The organism is Clostridium sp. (assembly GCF_051656525.1).
In the GTDB taxonomy this organism is placed as follows: Bacteria; Bacillota; Clostridia; order Clostridiales; family Clostridiaceae; genus Clostridium.
In genome coordinates this window covers 1-20756 of the sequence record NZ_JBOGCC010000168.1, presented here as the reverse complement: position 1 = coordinate 20756, position 20756 = coordinate 1, and the positions used below count along the sequence as shown (strand labels likewise).

17 protein-coding genes and 1 riboswitch are annotated in these 20756 nt (G+C 29.2%); of the genes, 11 read left to right on the top strand and 6 right to left on the bottom strand.

The window, feature by feature from the left end; translation table 11 throughout:
• Positions 1 to 20 precede the first annotated feature (20 nt).
• The 4 genes from ilvB to ACRDDY_RS08585 all read left to right on the top strand — a co-directional run bounded on the left by ilvB (position 21) and on the right by ACRDDY_RS08585 (position 4237).
• Positions 21 to 1691 (top strand): biosynthetic-type acetolactate synthase large subunit, encoded by a 1671-nt coding sequence (ilvB, locus tag ACRDDY_RS08600; protein WP_438564543.1) that lies wholly within the window; start codon positions 21 to 23, stop codon positions 1689 to 1691.
• A 15-nt stretch (positions 1692 to 1706) separates the two neighbouring features.
• The gene (gene ilvC / locus ACRDDY_RS08595; RefSeq protein WP_438564542.1) at positions 1707 to 2711 is read left to right on the top strand and encodes a ketol-acid reductoisomerase; all 1005 of its coding nucleotides are present in this window, start codon (positions 1707 to 1709) and stop codon (positions 2709 to 2711) included.
• A gap of 132 nt (positions 2712 to 2843) precedes the next feature.
• Positions 2844 to 3512, top strand: coding sequence for a M48 family metallopeptidase (locus tag ACRDDY_RS08590; RefSeq protein WP_438564541.1), 669 nt, complete (start codon positions 2844 to 2846; stop codon positions 3510 to 3512).
• Between the two features lie 74 nt (positions 3513 to 3586).
• A complete protein-coding gene (locus tag ACRDDY_RS08585; protein ID WP_438564540.1) occupies positions 3587 to 4237 on the top strand; it encodes a hypothetical protein in 651 nt (216 codons plus the stop codon).
• A 40-nt stretch (positions 4238 to 4277) separates the two neighbouring features.
• Here ACRDDY_RS08585 and thiT read toward each other — a convergent pair whose 3' ends face one another.
• On the bottom strand, positions 4278 to 4958 hold the full coding sequence (gene thiT, locus ACRDDY_RS08580) for an energy-coupled thiamine transporter ThiT (protein WP_438564539.1): 681 nt from the start codon (positions 4956 to 4958) through the stop codon (positions 4278 to 4280).
• A gap of 52 nt (positions 4959 to 5010) precedes the next feature.
• Positions 5011 to 5111, bottom strand: a riboswitch (TPP riboswitch).
• Between the two features lie 99 nt (positions 5112 to 5210).
• On the opposite strand from thiT, the gene ACRDDY_RS08575 reads away from it, so the two are divergent.
• Positions 5211 to 5840 (top strand): cyclase family protein, encoded by a 630-nt coding sequence (locus ACRDDY_RS08575; RefSeq protein ID WP_438564538.1) that lies wholly within the window; start codon positions 5211 to 5213, stop codon positions 5838 to 5840.
• 44 nt (positions 5841 to 5884) lie between these two features.
• On the opposite strand, the gene ACRDDY_RS08570 is transcribed toward ACRDDY_RS08575, so the two are convergent.
• Both ACRDDY_RS08570 and ACRDDY_RS08565 read right to left on the bottom strand, forming a co-directional pair.
• Positions 5885 to 7165, bottom strand: coding sequence for a CapA family protein (locus ACRDDY_RS08570; protein ID WP_438564537.1), 1281 nt, complete (start codon positions 7163 to 7165; stop codon positions 5885 to 5887).
• 2 nt (positions 7166 to 7167) lie between these two features.
• Positions 7168 to 7965: a M15 family metallopeptidase gene (locus ACRDDY_RS08565; protein WP_438564536.1), complete on the bottom strand. Its 798-nt coding sequence runs from the start codon at positions 7963 to 7965 to the stop codon at positions 7168 to 7170.
• Positions 7966 to 8207: 242 nt separating this feature from the next.
• On the opposite strand from ACRDDY_RS08565, the gene ACRDDY_RS08560 reads away from it, so the two are divergent.
• The 3 genes from ACRDDY_RS08560 to ACRDDY_RS08550 all read left to right on the top strand — a co-directional run bounded on the left by ACRDDY_RS08560 (position 8208) and on the right by ACRDDY_RS08550 (position 11970).
• Positions 8208 to 9350 (top strand): cysteine desulfurase family protein, encoded by a 1143-nt coding sequence (locus tag ACRDDY_RS08560; protein WP_438564535.1) that lies wholly within the window; start codon positions 8208 to 8210, stop codon positions 9348 to 9350.
• The gene (gene thiI / locus ACRDDY_RS08555; RefSeq protein WP_438564534.1) at positions 9350 to 10504 is read left to right on the top strand and encodes a tRNA uracil 4-sulfurtransferase ThiI; all 1155 of its coding nucleotides are present in this window, start codon (positions 9350 to 9352) and stop codon (positions 10502 to 10504) included. The genes ACRDDY_RS08560 and thiI overlap by 1 nt, the downstream gene beginning before the upstream one ends.
• Positions 10505 to 10569: 65 nt before the next feature.
• Complete coding sequence (locus ACRDDY_RS08550) at positions 10570 to 11970, top strand: PTS galactitol transporter subunit IIC (protein ID WP_438564533.1); 1401 nt, start codon at positions 10570 to 10572, stop codon at positions 11968 to 11970.
• 66 nt (positions 11971 to 12036) lie between these two features.
• Here the strand turns inward: ACRDDY_RS08550 and ACRDDY_RS08545 are convergent, their stop codons facing one another.
• From ACRDDY_RS08545 to ACRDDY_RS08535, 3 genes are read right to left on the bottom strand one after another with little or no spacing between them, the layout of a single operon-like run.
• Positions 12037 to 13887 carry an ABC transporter ATP-binding protein gene (locus ACRDDY_RS08545; protein ID WP_438564532.1) on the bottom strand — a complete coding sequence of 617 codons (1851 nt, stop codon included), beginning with the start codon at positions 13885 to 13887 and terminating at the stop codon, positions 12037 to 12039.
• Complete coding sequence (locus tag ACRDDY_RS08540) at positions 13880 to 15613, bottom strand: ABC transporter ATP-binding protein (protein WP_438564531.1); 1734 nt, start codon at positions 15611 to 15613, stop codon at positions 13880 to 13882. The genes ACRDDY_RS08545 and ACRDDY_RS08540 overlap by 8 nt, the downstream gene beginning before the upstream one ends.
• A 2-nt stretch (positions 15614 to 15615) precedes the next feature.
• Positions 15616 to 16068: a MarR family winged helix-turn-helix transcriptional regulator gene (locus tag ACRDDY_RS08535; RefSeq protein WP_438564530.1), complete on the bottom strand. Its 453-nt coding sequence runs from the start codon at positions 16066 to 16068 to the stop codon at positions 15616 to 15618.
• Between the two features lie 102 nt (positions 16069 to 16170).
• Between ACRDDY_RS08535 and ACRDDY_RS08530 the strand changes: the two genes are divergently transcribed.
• The 3 genes from ACRDDY_RS08530 to glmS form a co-directional block, all read left to right on the top strand.
• Entirely contained in the window at positions 16171 to 16437 is a 267-nt protein-coding gene (locus tag ACRDDY_RS08530) for a GIY-YIG nuclease family protein (RefSeq protein WP_438564529.1), read from the top strand.
• Between the two features lie 50 nt (positions 16438 to 16487).
• Positions 16488 to 18392, top strand: coding sequence for an FUSC family protein (locus ACRDDY_RS08525; protein WP_438564528.1), 1905 nt, complete (start codon positions 16488 to 16490; stop codon positions 18390 to 18392).
• 556 nt (positions 18393 to 18948) lie between these two features.
• On the top strand, positions 18949 to 20756 hold a 1808-nt coding region (gene glmS / locus ACRDDY_RS08520; RefSeq protein WP_438564527.1), incomplete at its 3' end, for a glutamine--fructose-6-phosphate transaminase (isomerizing).

Below are 20756 nucleotides of genomic sequence, written 5' to 3'. Positions count from 1 at the left end.
AGAAATAAAGGAGGGGCTATATGTTAATAACAGGTGCAGAAATTTTAGTAAAAGCATTAATTGATGAGGGTGTTGAGATAATGTTTGGATATCCCGGTGGATCAGTTTTAAATATATATGATTCACTTTACATGTATAAGGATAAAATAAATCACATTTTATCTTGCCATGAACAAAATGCAGCACATGCAGCAGATGGATATGCAAGAGCAACAGGTAAGGTTGGAGTATGTCTTGCAACATCAGGACCGGGGGCAACAAATTTAGTAACAGGAATTGCAACAGCATATATGGATTCAGTTCCAATAGTTGCAATAACAGGAAATGTACCTAAAAATCTTTTAGGAAAAGATAGTTTTCAAGAAGTTGATATTCAAGGAATAACAATGCCAATAACAAAACACAATTATATAGTAAAAGATATAGAGGATTTGCAAAGAATTATAAAAGAAGCTTTTTATATAGCAAAAACAGGAAGACCAGGACCCGTATTAATAGATATTCCAAAAGATATAACAGCAGCAAAAACTGAATATAAAAATAGGGATGAAGTGAGCATTAATATAAGAGAGTTTGAAATATCAGAAAAAGATATTGATATTGTAGCTAATATGATAAATGAAAGCACCAGACCATTAATTTATGCAGGTGGTGGAATTATATCAGCAGATGCAGAAGATGAACTTAGAAATTTAGCAGAAAAAATAGATTCACCAGTATGTACATCATTAATGGGAAAAAGTGCTTTTTGTGCAAGACATCCACTTTATACAGGTATGATAGGAATGCATGGAACTAAAGCATCTAATTTAAGTGCAACAAAAAGTGATTTAATTATTGCTTTAGGTGCTAGATTTTCAGATAGAGTTCTAACTAATCAAGATAATATAAAGGGTGCAAAGGTTATTCATGTTGATATCGATAGGGCAGAAGTAAATAAAAATATAAAATCAGATGCTTTTATAATAGGAGATTTAAAGGAAGTCTTAAATAGATTAATTCCAAAGGTAGATAGAAGTCGTCATACTGAATGGAATGAAAGAGTTAATAAATTTAAAGAACTTTCAAAAAAAGAAGAGAAAAAAGGTCTTACACCAGAATTTTTCTTTAAAACATTAAATAAAATAAATAATGGAAATATTCTTATAACAACAGAAGTTGGACAACATCAAATGTGGGCAGCCCAATATTTTGAGTTTAAAGGGAAAAGAACATTTGTATCATCAGGTGGACTTGGAACTATGGGATTTGGGCTTGGTGCAGCAATAGGTGCACAAATGGGTAGACCAGAAATGAAAGTTGTTAATATAGCTGGTGATGGAAGTTTTGCAATGAACTGTAATGAGTTTGCAACAGCAGTTACAAATAATCTACCAATAGTTATTGTAGTTATGAATAATAAAGTATTAGGAATGGTAAGACAATGGCAAAGCTTTTTCTATGAAGGAAGATATTCACATACTACATTAAATAGAAAAACAGATATTGTAAAGCTTGCAGAAGCATTTGGTGGAAAAGGTTATAGGGTAGATGAAGAAAATAAATTAGAAGATGTTTTAATAAAGGCATTAAATGAAAAAGTACCTGTAATAATAGATTATGTTATAGATAGTGATAAAAAAGTATTTCCAATGGTAGCACCTGGTGCGCCAATAGATGAAATAATAAGTGAAGAGGATATAAAGGAATAAAAGGGGGAATTTAAAATGGCAAAAATGTTTTATGAAAAAGATACGAATTTAGAGTTGTTAAAAAGGAAAAAAGTGGGTATAATTGGATATGGAAGCCAAGGTCATGCTCATGCATTAAATCTACATGATAGTGGAGTAGAAGTTGGTGTAGGACTGTATGAAGGAAGCAAATCTTGGGAAAAAGTAGAATCAGCAGGTTTAAAAGTAGCATCAGTTAAAGAAATAGCACAATGGTCTGATATTATTATGATTCTTATTCCAGATGAAAAACAAGCTAAGTTATATAAAGAAGAAATTGAACCATATTTAGAAGAAGGAAATGCATTAGTATTTGCACATGGATTTAATATTCACTATACACAAATAGTACCTCCATCAAATGTTGATGTATTTATGGTAGCTCCAAAAGGACCAGGACATATGGTAAGAAGAACTTACACAGAAGGTTCAGGAGTTCCATGTTTAATAGCAGTTTATCAAGATGCAACGGGAAATGCTAGAGATTTAGCTTTAGCATATTCAAATGGTGTTGGTGGAGCTAGAGCTGGTGTTTTAGAAACTACATTCAAAGATGAAACTGAAACAGATCTTTTTGGAGAACAAGCAGTTTTATGTGGAGGATGTACTGCACTTATAAAAGCAGGATTTGAAACATTAGTAGAAGGTGGATATGCACCAGAAAACGCATATTTTGAATGTTTACATGAAATGAAACTTATAGTTGATCTTCTATATCAAGGTGGAATGGAAATGATGAGATATTCAATTTCAGACACAGCAGAATATGGAGATTACGTAGTTGGAAATAGAATAATAACAGAAGAAACTAAAAAAGAAATGAAAAAAGTTTTAGCAGAAATCCAAGATGGAACATTTGCAAGAAACTGGCTAACTGAAAATGCAGTAGGAAGACCTTACTTTAATTCAGTTAGAAGAATTGAAAGAGAGCATCAAATTGAAAAAGTTGGAAAAGAACTAAGAGAAATGATGAGTTGGATTGATACTAAGAAATTAGATTAATCATTAAAAAGCATTCCCTAAAAAATATATAAATATAAAAAAAAGTCCTTGTGTCCCAAACAAGGACTTTTTTGTATGGAGTTTTAAGGTGATATAATAACAATAAAGTTGTTTAAAGTAGAGGGTGATTAAATGTTAGATATTAAAGAGAAAGTGATAATAAATAGAAAGAGAATGAAAAATATAAGTATTAGAATTCGTGATGGAAAAGTTCTAGTTTCAGCACCTTTTGGAATAGAGGATGATTATATTTTTGAGCTACTAGAGAAAAAGAAAGCTTGGATAGAAGAGAAGTTAGAAGTTAAAGGGGATTTTAGAGTTAGTGACTTATTAAAGAGGGATAAGATTGATGATGGGGAACAAATTAATTATTTAGGTGTTCAGTATAATATTAAAGTAAAAGAAAAAAGTACTGGTGGAATTGAGTTTAATGGTGATAATATAATTATTAATTGTTATAAGAAAGAAAATGCTTTTGATTTATTAAAGAAGTTTTACATAGATAGCATAAATAAAGTTTTGGTAGAGAAGTTTGAGGAGATGGAAAAGTATACTGGGTTAAATGCAAGGAAGATGACTATTAAGCTTATGACTACAAGATGGGGAAGCTGTAATAAGGTAAAGGGATTTGTTAATTTAAATGGTGAACTTATTACTAAAAGAGAGAAGGCTATTGAGTATGTTATGATTCATGAGTTATGTCATTTAGTACATGGAAATCATTCAAGAGAATTTTATAGCCTAGTTAGTAAGTATATGAAGGATTATAGAGAAGAGGAAATTTATTTAAATGGAAGATAATTTTCTGTAGGTAGCAAAGAAGTGAAAAGGTGCATATTATTTAGTGAGAGTAATTTTACAAAAGGGGAATATATATGTACAGAAGGATAAAAGGTGTAGCATTAAAATTATTAATGATAATAATATTTTTTATAGGTTTAGAAGTAGTTTTTGGAGCAAGTGTAGTTTCAAAAGAAGTTGTTGAAACTACTAGAGATATAAATGAGATGTACTTAGCATTATTTATTTTAGTTTTATTAGTTTGTGCTAGAGGTGTATTTGCAATATACCAATTTCATAGAACTACTAATGTGCTTAAAAAAGAGAGAGAGAAAGCTAAAAAAATGTTAGAAAATCCAAGTGATAGTAGTTGGATTTATGAGAATTTAATAAGTAGAGCTAAAATTTGTTTTAGACAAATAAATAATGGATTACAGGAAGATAGTTTAGAAATAATTTCAGGATATATTAGTGAGAATTTTAATAAAAATATAGATAAAAGTGTGAGAGAAGGAAGACTTCAAGATATTGAGATTTTAAAAGTAGTGCCAATGAAAGTTATTGATGAAATTGGAGATAGTGAGGATTTGGTAGCTTTAGTAATTCAATATAAGGGAGTACAAGATGGCTATATAAAAACAAGAGAAGAAACTTGGACATATGTAAAGCGTTATGGAGTTTGGGTTGTGGACAAATTTGACTCATTTGACGTAAGAATGTCGTTAGAGAAATTTGAAAATATTTAAAATTAAACCCAACAGGAAAATTTTCCTATTGGGTTTAATGCTATTTAGTAGCTTTAAAATCTGGATTAATAATTTTTAAAATTCTATCTATAGGTAGTAATTTAAAGATTATTATACAGATTATCATATTTATAAAACATGTTGGTAAATTATAAAGGAATGAGTAAACAGCAGGATTCATTCCAGCTGGTGCAAATGATCCAAAGAATGCTACACCTGATATAAAGTGAGCTAAAAGATTGAAACAAAATGCTACAATAATTCCTAAATATTTTCTTCCCATAAAAAGTCCAGCAAGTCCCATAGCTATGTTTGGAAGTGGATAGTCAAATAAGACTTGTACAGGTTGAAGGATATAAGGGTCTGTAAGAAGTGATATGAATCCGTATAAGAAACCTGTTATAAATCCAACTTCTTTTCCATAGGCAAAGGTAATTATTAAAATTGGAAGCAGTGCTCCAAGTGTAACATCTCCACCTTGAGGGAAGTGATAAATTCTAAAAATACTTAAAATTAAAGAGAGTGCAAGTGCAATAGCTATTGATGTAAGCATTCTTGCATTGAATTTAATTTTACGTGTTTTAAAGAAAACTATGAATATTAATAAAAGTCCAACTAAGGCTAAAATAACCATAGGATCTTTTACAATTTCATAAAATTTGTGAGGAAGATTAGAAAAGCTTTTTACAAATCTTTCTCCCCAGTCTTGACTTAAGTGCATAAAAAAAACCTCCATTTTGTGCTAGAAGGCTATAAACATGTATCATTTTATTTTGAAACATCTAAAGCTTTCCTACGCTAGTATTATCTAGATCAGGTAAAAGGGTTAATGATAAAAATCATTTCTCAGCCAAAGGCACCCCTAGCACGAATAATTATTAATTAATGATTTCATTCTAAAACTATATTCATAAAAAGTCAAATAGTAGTAGAAAAAGTGATAAGATAGAAATTAAAAGAAAAGGAGATAAAGATGGAAACTTATGATATAACACATACATTAGAAAATAATATGATAGTGTATTGCAAAGAAGAAAAAATAAAGATAAAAGAATTATGGACTGTAAAAGAAAATGGGTATAATGTAACTGAAATAAAGCTAAATACACACATAGGAACACATATTGATATGCCAAAACATATTTTTAATGATGGAAAAGATTTAGATGATTTTTCAGTAGATAAATTTATAGGAAAAGCATATATTTTAGATTTTAGAAATGAAAAAGAAATCAGTATGAAGGCTATAATAGAAAAAGTGAAAAATATTGAAGAGTATAGGTATTTAATATTTAAAACAGGTGCAGAAAAGTTTTGGGGAAAAAGAGAATATTTAAATAACTATATTACTTTTTCAAAGGATGCCATAGATTTTTTAGGAAGTCTAGAGGAGTTATATGGTATAGGAATTGATGCAATATCAATAGATGAAGTGGAAAATAAAGGGTTAGAAAATCATAAGGGTATTTTGGGAAAAGACAAAATAATTATTGAAAACTTATGTGGTTTAGAAAAGATTGATGGAGAATATGAAATTATAATAGCGCCATTAAAGATAGGTAGAGCAGATGGTGCACCAGCAAGGGTTTTACTACGAAGATAGATATGCAAAAATCAGTAGAAATTAAAATTTTCTACTGATTTTATTTATTCAGAGGTACTTTTTAAAGATGATAAATCTTTTGTGCCTACTATTTTTTGAGTTCTATTTAAAGAATTATTTAATTTAGTAACTGTATCTTGTGATAAGTTAAATTCTTTTGGTGAGTTTATTCCATCTATGACAGGAATAATTTGATGAGTTAGAGTGCCATTAGAGTTAGGGCGTCTATAGACCCAAGTTGGAATAACATCATAATTCTTTAGGTAAAGTTTATTATTTTTAGTCCCAAGTTTTAGAGAAACTATAAGACCGTCTTCTGTATTATAATCTTGAAGTTCTTCATAACATTGGTTAGATAAATTATTACCTTGAGAATAGAACACTAAAGTTTCTTTTCCAGATTCACTTTTTAAAGTTTCATAAGGCTGTATAACATGGGGGTGTCCACCTAAAATTACATCAACACCATTAGTATTTAGCATCTTTGCCATTTCTTTTTGTAGATTATTGTAATTAGTTTTATATTCATCGCCCCAATGAATAGAACTTATTATAAATTCAACACCATCTTTTTTCATATTTGAGATAATATCTTTAACTTCTTCATTAAAGCTAGGTAGATTATTGTAGCTAAATGAATTTATTAAAGGAGCAAGCTCTGTTGATAAAGGAATACTATTTATTGAATTACCATTGTTTCTAGCAGTTCTAAAAGTATAGGCAAAAAATCCAACTTTATGTCCATCTAAATCATAAGTTAAATATTTAGGTGAGTTAGTTGTTTTTCTTGCACCAATTGTTTCTAGATTAGCTTCAGATATTTTATCTAAACTACGTTTAAAACCAGAAATACCTTTATCAATTGAATGATTTGTAGCAAAATTAATTACATCCAAACCAGAGCTTTTTAGTGATTGAAGAAATTCATCTGGAATATTAAATAACGGATAACCAGTAGGAATGCCACCAGCAAAGGAGCCTTCAACAATTCCTAGAGAAAGTGAATCTTCTTGTAATAGTGGTGCAACATACTCAAAACTTTTATCAAAGTTATAAGACCCAGAAGCATTTTTAGCACCAATGATTTGAGATTGATGTACAATAAGATTTCCAAGTGATGTTATTGTATATTCTTTAGTATCTTCATTAGTAGAATTTTTTGATATAAGAGATTTGGTTTTAGGCTTGGCAGTAGCTTCAATTTGAGCAAGCCCTTTTTTATTTATTTTATCATTAAATGAAAAATAAGATAAGCTAACCATAATTAAAATAAGCAATGTTCCAATAGAAAATGGAATTAAATTTTTATTTTTTATTTTTCTCATAATTAATCATTTAATCTTGAAGTTAAAAGTTCAATTTCTGAGTCTAACTTTAAAATGTATTCTTCAAGTGTTAAATTATTCTCCTTTATAATTTTTGCATTAGATTTTCCAACATAACGATAATGCCAAGGTTCATAGTTATATGAGGTTATATCTTCTTTTCCTTTAGGATATCTAAGAATAAACCCGAAGTTATGTGCATTAGTATTAAGCCATTTAAAAGCTTCAGTATTTTCAAAGGCAGTATTTAATCCAGTATGAGTAGTGCTAACAATATCAAAGGCATATCCAGTTTCATGTTCACTGCTTCTAGGAGGAGCAGAGTACTTACTTGCATAATCAAGTCCGTGCTTTTGAACATTGGAGTCATAAAGATTTCGTTGTATATCAACACTTCTATAGCCAGATGCTCCAAGAAGTGAAATATTATCTTTTTTAGCTGCTTCAAACATTTCAGTTGCAGCATCTTTTGTAGGTTGATTTAATTGTCGGGTACTAACATAAGATATAAAAGGTAGATTGGAATCTACTAAGTTATTAGGTTTATATTCATCAGGTAAAAGTATGTTTTTATTACATAAAAGTAAATGCTCATCAGAACGTATTAATTTTAAAGTATCTAAATTTTGCTTAATTTCAGTTTTGGCTGATGCTTCTTTTGATTCTTCTTCAATATCAATATTTTCAGAAGAAGAATTACTATTAAAGAATGCTTTAGAAACAATTATATTTGTAATAGAAAAAGTTGCAAGAACAAGCCCACTAAAAATAAATATAGAAATAATTTTCGTATTATTCATTTATTCTCACCTCTTAAAATAACATTTATTCATAATTTTAACATAAAATATAAAAAATAAACAATAATGTAACAAAAAAGAAATGAAATAGAAGAAAATAGGAGGAAAGGGAATATTTTTATTTAGTAGAGGTTTTATTATTAAGTATATTATGATAAAATATTTCAGACTAAAACTATCAGAATTATAAAGAGAATAAGTAAGAAGAAAAAAATTAATACTATCATTAAGGAGTGGATAAAATGGAAGTATATTTTGATAATTCAGCTACAACAAGAGCGTATGATGAAGTTATTGAGGAAGTAAGTATTGGAATGAAAGAAAACTTTGGAAATCCATCATCTTTACATAAGCTTGGAATAAAGGCTGAGAAAGCACTTAATGAAACTAGAGAAGTTATTGGAAAAACTTTGAATGTATCTAAAGATGAAATTTATTTTATTTCAGGTGCAAGTGAAGGAAATAATTTGATTTTTAAAGGAATAGCAAAATCAGATCAGCATATAATAACTACAAAATTTGAACATCAATCAGTTTTAAAAACAGCAGAAGAATTAGAAAAAAATGGCGTAGAAATTACATATTTAAACTTAGATAAAGATGGAAAAATATCTTTTGAGGAATTAAGAAAAGAAATTAAAAAAAATACTGTATTAGTATCAATTATGTTTGTGAATAATGAAATGGGTGCAATTCAGGATTTAGAGCAAATTGGAAGTATTATAAAAGAAACTAGTAGTAGAGCAAAGTTTCATGTTGATGCTGTTCAGGGGTATGGAAAGCTAAAAGTTGATATTAAAAAAATGAAAATAGATTTATTAACTATGACAGGGCACAAAATACATGGGCCTAAAGGAACAGGATTTTTATATATGAAAAAAGGGATGAATTTAAACTCTCTTATTCATGGAGGAAGTCAAGAAGGTTCATTAAGAGCAGGAACACAAAATGTTCCTAGTATACTAGGTTTGAAAAAAGCTATAGAAATAGTTTATAAAAATATGGATGAAAATTACAAAAAAGTATATGAATTAAAAAAATATATGATTGAGAAGTTAGAGAAAATAAGTGATATAAGAATTAATAGCCCATTAGAAGAAACATCACCATATATTTTAAATGTATCTTTTAAAGGAGTTAGAGCAGAAGTATTATTACACTTCTTAGAGGAAAAAGATATATACGTTTCAACAGGTTCTGCTTGTACATCAAAATCAAGTGGTGTAAATGGAAGTTATGTAATAAAAGCTTTGGGGCTTTCTAATGATGAAATAAATGGAGCTATAAGATTTTCTTTTTCAGAAGAAAATCTTAAAGAAGAAGTAGATTATGTTATAGAAGCATTAGAAAGTGGAATGAAATTTTTAAGGAGGATGAAAAGATAATGAGAAAGTTAATATTAGTTAAATATGCATCAGAAATATTTTTAAAAGGACTTAATAAAAATAAGTTTGAGAAAAAATTAAGAGACAATATAAAGAAAAAGTTAAAAGGATTAGAATATGAAATAATAATTGATCAAGGAAGATACTTTATAAAGGTTGATGATTTAGAAGAAGGAATAGATAGAGTAAGAAAAGTTTTTGGTGTTTCAGCAGTATCAATAGTTACAGAAGTAGATAGAGATATGGATGTTATAAAAGCAGAAGTATTAAAGAAAATAAATGAAGTGAAACCAAAAACATTTAAAATAGAAACAAATAGAGCCAATAAAGTATTTGATATGACATCAGTAGAAATATCAAGAGAAGTTGGTGGGTATGTTTTAGAAAACTATGAGGGCGAGCTTTCAGTTAATGTTAGGGAACCAGAATGTTTAGTAAATGTTGAAATTAGAGAGAGAGCATATGTCTTTACAAGTGCAGATAAAGTAAAAGGGGTTGGAGGACTTCCATATGGAATGAATGGAAGTACTATGCTTATGTTATCTGGTGGAATAGACTCACCAGTTGCAGGATATTTAATGGCAAGAAGAGGAGTAGAGCTTAATTGTGTTTATTACCATAGTCATCCATATACTTCAGAAAGAGCTAAAGATAAGGTTAAGGATTTAGCTAAAATTTTAGCAGGGTATACAGGAAGAGTTAGATTGTTTATAGTTCCATTTACTGAAATTCAAATGGAAATTATAGATAAATGCCCTGGAGATGAATTAACAATTATTATGAGAAGGTTTATGATGAAAGTAGCATGTTCTATTGCAGATAGAGATGGAATTCAATCAGTTTCATCAGGAGAAAGTATAGGGCAAGTTGCAAGTCAAACTATGGAAGGATTAATTGTAAGTACAGATTCAGCAGACAGACCAGTATTTAGACCATTAATTGCAATGGATAAAGAAGATATAATGGATATTGCAAGAGAGATTGGAACTTACGAAACATCAATTTTACCATATGAAGATTGTTGTACTATATTTGTACCAAAACATCCAAAAACTAAGCCAAGATTAGATGTAATTAAAAAATCTGAAAGCACTTTAGACGTGGGTGCATTAGTACAAAAAGCAATGGATGAAACTGAAGTTATTGTATTTTAAATAACTTATAATGGACTCTTTTGAGTCCATTATTTAACTAAAGATAAAGGAGAAAAATAGAAGAAATGATTTTACAAGAAATAAAGGAGTTTTTTACTGTCTTTGGGGCGCCAATATTTTTACCAGTAGTTATTTTTATAATTTGTAAGGCACTTAAAGTTAATAGCAAAAAAGCTTTCTTATCAGGATTATATGCAGGAGTAGGACTGCAAGGATTTATGCTTTTAATTGGAGCATTTACACCTATAATAATGCCGGTAGTTAAACAAATGGTATCATCAACAGGAATTAATTTACCTGTTTTAGATTTAGGATGGCAAACAAGTGCAATAATAGCTTATTCAAGTAAAATAGGATTAATATTTTTTGTATTTGCAATTATAATTCAACTTGTACTTTTTGCAAGTAAATGGACAAATATATTCTTACCATCAGATTTATGGTTAAATTATACATATATGATATGGGGATCAATGCTTTATGTAGCCACAAAAAATGTATGGCTTTCTATGATTTTTATGGTGGTTATAATGATGTATAGTATTTTAAATATTGAGGTTATATGTAAGAGTTGGTCTAAATATTATAAATATCCAAACTGCACAATAATATCTATGCATAATACAGAAGTTACACTTCTTTTATATGTATTAGATCCTATATTCAATAAACTTGGAATAAATAAATTAAAATTTAATCCGGAGAAAATGAAAGAGAACTTAGGTGTATTTGGAGAGCCGGGAACAATAGGGCTTATACTTGGAATATTTATTGGTATATTAGGAAATATAAAAAGACTTGGATCAATGAAGGCATGGGGACAGATAATGACACTTGGAATGGTTCTTGCAACTTTAATGATTGTATTTCCTAAAATAGCAGAGATTTTTGGAAAAGCTTTTTCTCCAATGGCAGAAGCAGTAAATAAGAATTTTGATAAAGAAAAAAGTAAGAAAAGAAAAAGACCTTGGTACATAGGTATAGATGATGCAACTGGATATGGTGAACCCGCTACATTAATATCAGGAACATTATTAATTCCAATAATGATATTTATGGCATTAATATTACCAGAAAATAAGACGCTTCCAATGGTGGATTTAATAGCACTTCCATTTATGGTTGAAGCATTAGTTGCAATGACTAAGGGAAATATGCTTAAAGTAATAATTACAGGTGGAATTTGGTTTTCAATAGGATTATATACATGTTCGGCTTTAGCACCAATTTATACACACGCAGCTATTGTTGCAGGAGTAGTATTACCGGTTGGAGCTATATATATAACAAGTTTTAATATGATGGCACAGCCAATAGCATCATTAATGTTTTTTGCATTTTTAACACAGAACTATATAATAATAGGATTTATTATAGTATTGTATTTTGTATTATATTTTATAGTTATGAAAAATTTAGATAGAATACATAATTATATAGATAGACAAGCTGAAAAAAATGTTTAAAATAATCCACAAATAAAAAAAATTCCTCACAAAATTGTGAGGAATTTTTTTTATTTGTGGATACTTTTAAGCTGTTTCTTCTTCATGAGCAAATTGACTATTATAAAGATCAGCATAGAAACCACCTTGGGTCATAAGTTCATTATGATTTCCTTGCTCAATAACATTTCCATTATTCATAACTAAGATTAAATCAGCATCTTTTATAGTTGATAATCTATGAGCTATAACAAAGTTTGTTCTTCCTTCCATAAGTCTAGTCATGGCATTTTGAATATAACTTTCAGTTCTTGTATCAACTGAGCTTGTGGCTTCATCAAGAATTAAAACTTTAGGGTTAGCTAAAATAGCTCTAGCTATAGTTAAAAGTTGTTTTTGTCCTTGAGATATATTAGAAGCTTCTTCATTTAAGATGGTGTCATATCCATCAGGAAGAGTTCTTATAAAGTGGTCAGCATGAGCTGCTTTAGCAGCTAGGATAATATCATCCATAGTAGCCCCTTTTCTACCATAGGCTATATTATCTTTAATACTTCCATTAAATAACCATGTATCTTGAAGAACCATACCAAACATACTTCTTAAATATTCACGACTAAATTTAGTAATATCAACACCATCAAATGTGATAGCACCATCATTTAACTCATAGAATCTCATCATAAGATTTATAAGTGTTGTTTTACCAGCACCAGTAGGACCAACTATTGCAACTGTTTGACCTGCTTTAACATGAATATTCATATCATTCATAAGAATCTTATCTTCTGAGTATCCAAATTTAACATCTTTGAAATCAACATTTCCTTTTGGATTTTCAATAACATCAGGGTTAACAGGATCAGGAATTTGATCAGGTTCATCTAAAATTTCAAAAACCCTTTCAGCAGCAGCCATTGTAGTTTGAAGTACACTAGCAATATTAGTAGTTTGGCTAATTTGTTGAGTAAATTGTTTTGAATATTGGATAAATGATTGAATATATCCAACTTGTAATTTCCCATTGATAACCATAACACCACCAACAACTGCAATTCCAACATATGCAATATTACTTATAAGGCTCATAATAGGCATTAAAATGTTTGCCATAAATTGAGCTTTCCAAGCTGAGTTATAAAGTTTTCCATTTATTTCATCAAACTTTTTAGTTGCATCTTTTTCTTGACCAAAAGATTTTATTACAGTATGACCTGAATAAATTTCTTCAACGTGCCCACTAAGAGCACCAAGTTGTCTTTGTTGATTAAAGAAGAATCTTTGAGATTTTCTTATTAAAGGCATTGCAACTAAAAAACATATTGGTAAAGTAATGACACAAATCAAAGTTAATAAGGGACTAATAGTAAGCATCATAATAGTAATACCTACAATAGTAATAACAGCAGTTATAAGTTGAGTTAAACTTTGTTGAAGCGTACTCGCAATAGTATCAATATCATTAGTAACACGACTTAATACATCACCTTGTGGATGAGTATCAAAATAGTTTATAGGTAATCTGTGTAATTTTTCATCAACAGCTGTTCTTAGACCTAATACGGTATTTTGAGCAACTCCAGACATAATATATTTTTGTAGGTAAAGGAATAGAGAACTAAGAACATATAAACATAGAAGTATGATAATATAATGTCCAAGTTTACTAAAATCAATTCCTCCACCAGGAATTCTTTTGAACTTTTCAATCATTCCATCTAGAATTACATTTAAAGTGTCACCAAGTATCTTAGGGCTTAAAACAGTAAATGCAGTACTTAAAATAGTCATAATAATAACAAATATAAGTTGTATTCTAAAAGGTTTAAGATATTTTAAAAGTCTTTTTCCAGAACCTTTGAAATTTCTAGCTTTTTCACCGGTACCAATGTTACCTCTACCGCCACCAAAGCCCATTGAGGATTTTTTATTACTCATTTTCAAGCTCCTCCTTTGAAAGTTGTGAAGATGCTATTTCTTGGTATACAGGACAAGTATTTAAAAGTTCTTTATGTGTACCATGACCAACTATTTTTCCTTCGTTTATAACAAGGATATTATCAGCATCTTTAATAGTATTTATTCTTTGAGCTACTATTAAAACAGCAGCATTCTTAGTTTCTTTTTTTAATGCAGCACGAAGTTTTGCATCAGTTTTAAAATCAAGTGCAGAGAAACTATCGTCAAACATATAAACATCAGGTCTTCTAACTAAAGCTCTAGCAATAGAAAGTCTTTGTTTTTGACCACCTGAGAAGTTTCTACCACCTTGTTCAACTATAGAATTAAAACCATCTTCCTTATTTAAGATAAAATCATATGATTGAGCAACTTGACTTGCGTGAATCATTTCATCCATTGTTGCATCTTTTTTACCATACTTTAAGTTTTCTTCTATAGTTCCAGAGAAAAGTACAGCTTTTTGAGGAACAAAACCTAATTTACTTCTTAAAAGTTCAATTGGTAATGTTTTAATATCTGTTCCATTCACTAAAATTTCACCTTCAGTAGAATCATAGAATCTACTTATAAGATTTAGAACTGTGGATTTACCAGAACCAGTACCACCTATAATTGCAGTTGTTTCACCCGGATTAATTTTAAAATTAATATTTGAAAGTGCATTATTTTCAGCTCCAGGAAAAGCAAAAGAAACATTTTTAAATTCAATAGATCCTCTTTCAGCAAAGGCTGTAGTAGGATTTTTTGGGTCTATAATGGAAGGTTCTATAGCAAGAACTTTATTTATTCTGTCAGCAGAAGCCGCAGCTCTTGGAATCATAATAAATAACATACTAACCATTATAAGAGCAAACATAATTTGCATAGTGTATTGGATAAATGCCATTAAGTTACCAACTTCCATAGTACCATTATTTATTTTACTAGCACCAAACCATAAAATTCCAACTGAGGTTAAGTTTAAAATTAACATTAGAAGTGGCATTAGTATAGCAATAATTCTATTTACTTTAATAGCATTATCAGTAAAGTCAAAGTTTGCTTCTTCAAATCTTGCTTTTTCAACATTTTGTTTATTAAAAGCTCTAACAACTCTGATACCAGTAAGGTTTTCACGTAAAATTTTATTTATTCTATCAAGTTTAGCTTGCATAGCTTTAAATCTAGGCATACCAATTTTTCCGATAACCAATATTGCAATAACAACTAAAGGCATTGATACAACTAATATTAATGAAAGACTAGGTTCAGTCTGAATAGCCATATAAATACCTGCAATACAAGTAAGTGGGGCAACAACCATCATGGTTAAGATAGTCATCAATAACTGTTGAACTTGAGTTACGTCATTAGTAGTTCTTGTAATAAGAGAAGCAGTACCAACAGTATCTACTTCAGATAAAGAGAAGCTTTCTGTTTTTTTAAAAACAAATTTTCTAATATCACGTCCAAAGCCCATTGCGATACGGGCTGATAGGAAGCTTGCACAAATAGTTGAAACACTTCCTATGAAAGTAATTCCAATCATATATCCGCCAATTTTCATGATATAACTAACATCTTTGCCTATAATACCTTTGTCAACTATTTTAGAAAGCATAGTTGGAAGATATAATTGAGCTACTGTTTGAACTAAAAGAAGTAGCACAACAAAGCAAAGAGGAATGGTGTAAGGTTTTAATTTTTTAAATAATTTTAGCAATTCTAACAACTCCTATTCTTAAATTTTTCATGTGCCTCAAGATTGGCTTTAACCTTAAGAAGCAAATTATTTAAAGTTTCAATTTCCTTGTTTGTGAAATTTTCCAAACAGATTTTATCCATTTTGCGAGTAAGAATTTTTAATTTTTCGCAAACTTTAAATCCTTTAGAAGATAAGAAAATTCTAGAAATACGTCCATCTTTTTCATCAGCTTGTTTATAAATAAATTCTGTTTTCTCAAGTCTTTTAATCATGACAGTAATAGTTGATGGTTTAATCTGAAGTGCATCAGCTATTTCTTTTTGGCTTATTCCATTTTGTTTATATAGAACAAAAAGAAGTTGAGGTTGCCCTGGGTAAAGACCTTCTTTTTCAAGTTCTTCATGGCTTAAGCGAAAATGTGACTTCATAACTGAACCAAGAGTTTTTAGAAAAACAGCATTTTCAATATTCATAAATTCCTCCTTTAAATTAATTAGTCGACTAATAATTAGCCGACTAATTAATTTTATGATAAAATAAGGAGAAAAGCAATAGAAAGTTTTTAGGTGAGAAAAATGAATTATATATATATATTGAAGTGTAAAGATAATACTTTGTATACAGGATGGACAAATGATTTGGAAAAAAGATTTAAGGCACATAATGAAGGTAAAGGCGCAAAGTATACAAGAGGTAGAGGTCCACTAGAATTAATGTATTATGAAGAGTTTATAGATAAAAAAGAAGCTATGAAAAGAGAATATGAAATAAAGAAAATGAAAAGAGAAGAAAAAATAAATCTTATAGAAGAGAGAAATAAAATAAAGTTTTTGATAAAATAAAGGTAAGATGATAGAATTATTCTTTATGAAGAAAGACAAGGTGAAAACATATGAAGAAGGAAACGAGAAAATTTATACTAAATAAAACGTTGTTATTTATAGGGATTTTAGCATATGTTATTATTTTTAAAACTATTTTTGGGGAGGATAATATACTTATAGCCGTAATGTCTGTAACAGGAATGCTTATGTATATGGGAAGGGATTTAACAGGAGAACTTCTAAAGTATACCTTTAAGTTTGTAGGATTTTACTTATTAATAGGAATTGGGACATTTATAGCATCAGGAAATATGTGGCTTGCTATATTTGTGAATTTTGCAATGGTATTTGTGATAAGTTATGCTTTTGGACATGTTTTAAAGAATGCAATGTATTTACCATTTACATTATTGTATTTATTTTTACTAGCATATCCAGTATCAGCTAGTGGATTACCATTAAGACTTATAGCTTTAGTAGTAGGAGCACTTGTAATAGTGGCACCACAATTACTTATAAATAAAAATAAGGTTAAGAAGGCAAGTTCTAAGATTATAAATGGATTATTTGATTTATTAAATAAGAAAATAGAATTAATTTTAGAAGGAAAGAAAACAAAGGAGTTAGATGCTCAAATAAGTGGGATGATGACTTCTTTAAAGAATATTATTTATGACAAAAAAGAAAAGAAATTTTATATAAGTGATGAAGGTAGAGGTTATTTAGATATACTTGCAAGTTTAGATAAATTAACTCAATTAATGAATAATGGGACATTAGATGAAGAAACATTAAAAGAAGTTAAAGGTGGAATAAGAGAAGTTAAATTACTTTTTAATAAAGAAGAAAATAAGGTTTCTGAATATCTTCAAGGAATAAAAGAAAAGTATAAAAATAGTGTTAGTATTTCTAACATTCAAGGAATTGGATCAATAATTTTATTGATAGATACATTGAAAAATTTAGAAAATAAAAAATCTACTAGAGTCAATGTAATAAAAGGAATTAAGGAAGATGCATATGGACTTAAAAATATTAAATTTAATTCTATTAGAACAAGCTATGCATTGCATATTGCAATAGAAATAGCTATTGGTTGCTTTATAATGGATTATTTTAATTTACATCAAGGAAGATGGATAATGTATACTGTACTATCTCTTACAAATCCAATATTAGAAATAACTAAAAATAAGGCAAAAGATAGGGTTATTGCAACTATAATAGGAGCAGTTTTTATAGGAGTAATATTTAGTTTTATAAAGAGTCCAACTATAAGAACTTTAATAGTACTAGCAGCAGGATATGCAAATGTCTATTGTGTTACTTATGTACAGAAAATGATAACAGTAACTATATCGGCTATTGGGGCATGTATTATGGCAAATAGTGCATATATTGGAGCAGAGCATATGGTTACAAATCCAGTATTATTATCACTTCAAAGAATAGGATTAATATTACTTGGAGTTATTATTGCTTTAATAATAAATAAATTATTCTTTAGGTATGATGTTAGTAAAGTAAACTCTAATTTAGAGGGAATATCAAGGAATTTAACAAAAGATTTAGTAAGCAATTTAGATAAAATCTTAAGAGGTGAAAAATTAGATCACTATATAAATAATGTATATATTTTAATGACACAAGTAAATGAGACTATAAAAACCAATATGAAACTTGTAAAGAAAAGTGATTTAACAGAAAAGGAAAATGATATTTTAAGTAGAAGATTAATGATAACATCTATGATATATGAGTTGAATAAATTTATCGGTAATGAACATATTACAGAAGAGAAGAGAAAGAAACTAGAGCAAGCTATTGTAGAATTAAACATACAAAATAGAGAGAAAAAAATGGAGTCTATGAATGAAGGAATACAATGGGCAAAGTTTGAATCTGTTGAAGAAAAAGTAGTAGTTAGTTTCTTAGTTCAAATTAAGAGAGAATATAAAAAAGTAGTAGTATAAGAAGTTTATTTATGCCTAGAATTTAAAGAGAAAACTTTAAGTTCTAGGCTTATTTTTATTAAAATAAAAAGGAAAATATAGTAAATTTATAAAGAAGATTTTAGATAGAAAAGATTAGATAGATTTGTAGAAAAATATTAAAAAATAATCACAATTTCTTAGTAAATTCATAAATTATTAATATAAAAAGATAAAAGAATATGATATTATATGTGCAAAGGTATAAGATAAATATTAAAGGAGTGATTTTATAGAAAGAAGATTAAGTGAAAAAACAATGTAAAGCGCCAGAGCTAATGTATGTTAGCTGACGAGGATGGGGAGTTTATCGAACTTTCGGCGGGTGCCCCACGGTATCGCACTACCGTTAACAGTTAGCAAAACTATGGAGTGATTCGTAGTACAAATCTAACTTGGTGTTAAAAGCCTTCAACATTAAATTTTAGAAAATTCCTAGGATTATTATACCTACTATTAATATTCTTTTTAGCTAGGACTGAAATTTATAGAAGATGAAAACTAAATAATAAGTGATATGAAGGAAGGAAGAACTTTTATGTGCGGAATAGTAGGATATGTAGGAGATAAAAAAGCAACTAACTTTTTAGTAGAGGGATTATCAAAGCTGGAGTATAGAGGATATGATTCAGCAGGTGTCGCAGTGAATGAAGGAGGAAACCTTGTAGTTAAGAAGAAAAAGGGAAGATTATCTAACCTTGAAGAAGAATTAACTAAGAATCCTTTAAATGGAGGTGTCGGAATTGGACATACTAGATGGGCAACACATGGAGCGCCATCAGATAGAAATTCACACCCACACTTAAGTAACGATGGAAGTATAGCTGTTGTACACAATGGTATAATAGAGAATTACATCGAGCTTAGAAAATTTTTAGGAGAAGAAGGTTACACTTTCAAATCAGAAACTGATACTGAGGTAATACCAAACCTTATAGAATATTACTATAATGGAGACCTTTTTGAGGCTGTAGTTAAAGCTACAGAAAGATTAGAGGGAAGTTATGCAATTGGGGTAGTTTCAAAAAATGATGAAAATACTTTAATTGGTGTAAGAAAAGATAGTCCATTAATAGTAGGTCTTAATGATACTGAAAATTATATTGCTTCAGATATACCAGCAGTATTAAGTTATACAAGAAAAGTATACCTATTAGAGGATGATGAATTTGTTATCATGAACAAAGAGGGAGTAACTCTTGTTGATAGAGATGGCAAAGAAATCGACAAAGAAATTTTTAACGTAACATGGGATGAAAGTGCAGCTGAAAAAGGTGGATTTGATTCATTTATGTTAAAAGAAATACATGAGCAACCAAAAGCGATTAGGGACACGATGACTTCTAGGATATCATTAGAGCATGGTGTTTTTTTTGACGATTTTAACATCTCAAAAGAAGAACTAGAAGCTATTGATAGAATATATATTGTTGCTTGTGGAACTGCATACCATGCAGGACTTATGGGAAAAGCATCTATTGAAAGATTAGCTAGAATACCAGTCGAGGTAGATATAGCATCAGAATTTAGATATAGAAATCCATTAGTTACAGACAAATCCTTAGTAATAATCCTTAGTCAATCAGGAGAAACAGCAGATACTTTAGCAGCACTTAGAGATTGTAAAAAAGCAAGTGCAAGAGTATTAGTTGTAACAAATGTTGTAGGAAGTACAATGTCAAGGGAAGCAAATCATGTTATATATACAATGGCAGGTCCTGAGATTTCTGTTGCTTCAACAAAAGCATACACTACACAAGTTTTAGTTATGCATATGATAGCTATCTATTTTAGTGAGCTAAGAGGAACAGTTACTAAAGAAAAGTTAGATAAAGTAAAAGAAGAGATGTTAATGCTTCCAGAAAAAATAGAGGAAGCTTTAAATATAAAAGAAGATATAGAAAAAGTGGCTAAAGAAGTTAAAGATGAAAAAGATCTTTATTTCTTAGGAAGAGGAATGGATTATTCATTAGCTCTTGAAGGGTCATTAAAGCTTAAGGAGATTTCTTATATCCATTCAGAAGCATATGCTGGTGGAGAATTAAAGCATGGACCAATTGCTTTAATAGAAGAAGGAACTAAAGTTGTGTCAATATTAACTCAAAAGAACTTAATAGATAAAATGATAAGTAACGTAGTAGAGATAAAATCTAGAGGAGCTATAAATTTTGGAATAACATTCAAAAGTGAAGAGAAAGCATGTCAGGTATTAGATAATATATTATTTATACCAGAAACACATGAGATTTTAGCACCAATAGTTTGCGCAGTAGCACTTCAGTTATTAGCATACTATGTAGCAAGTTTAAAAGGTTTTGATATAGATAAACCAAGAAACTTAGCTAA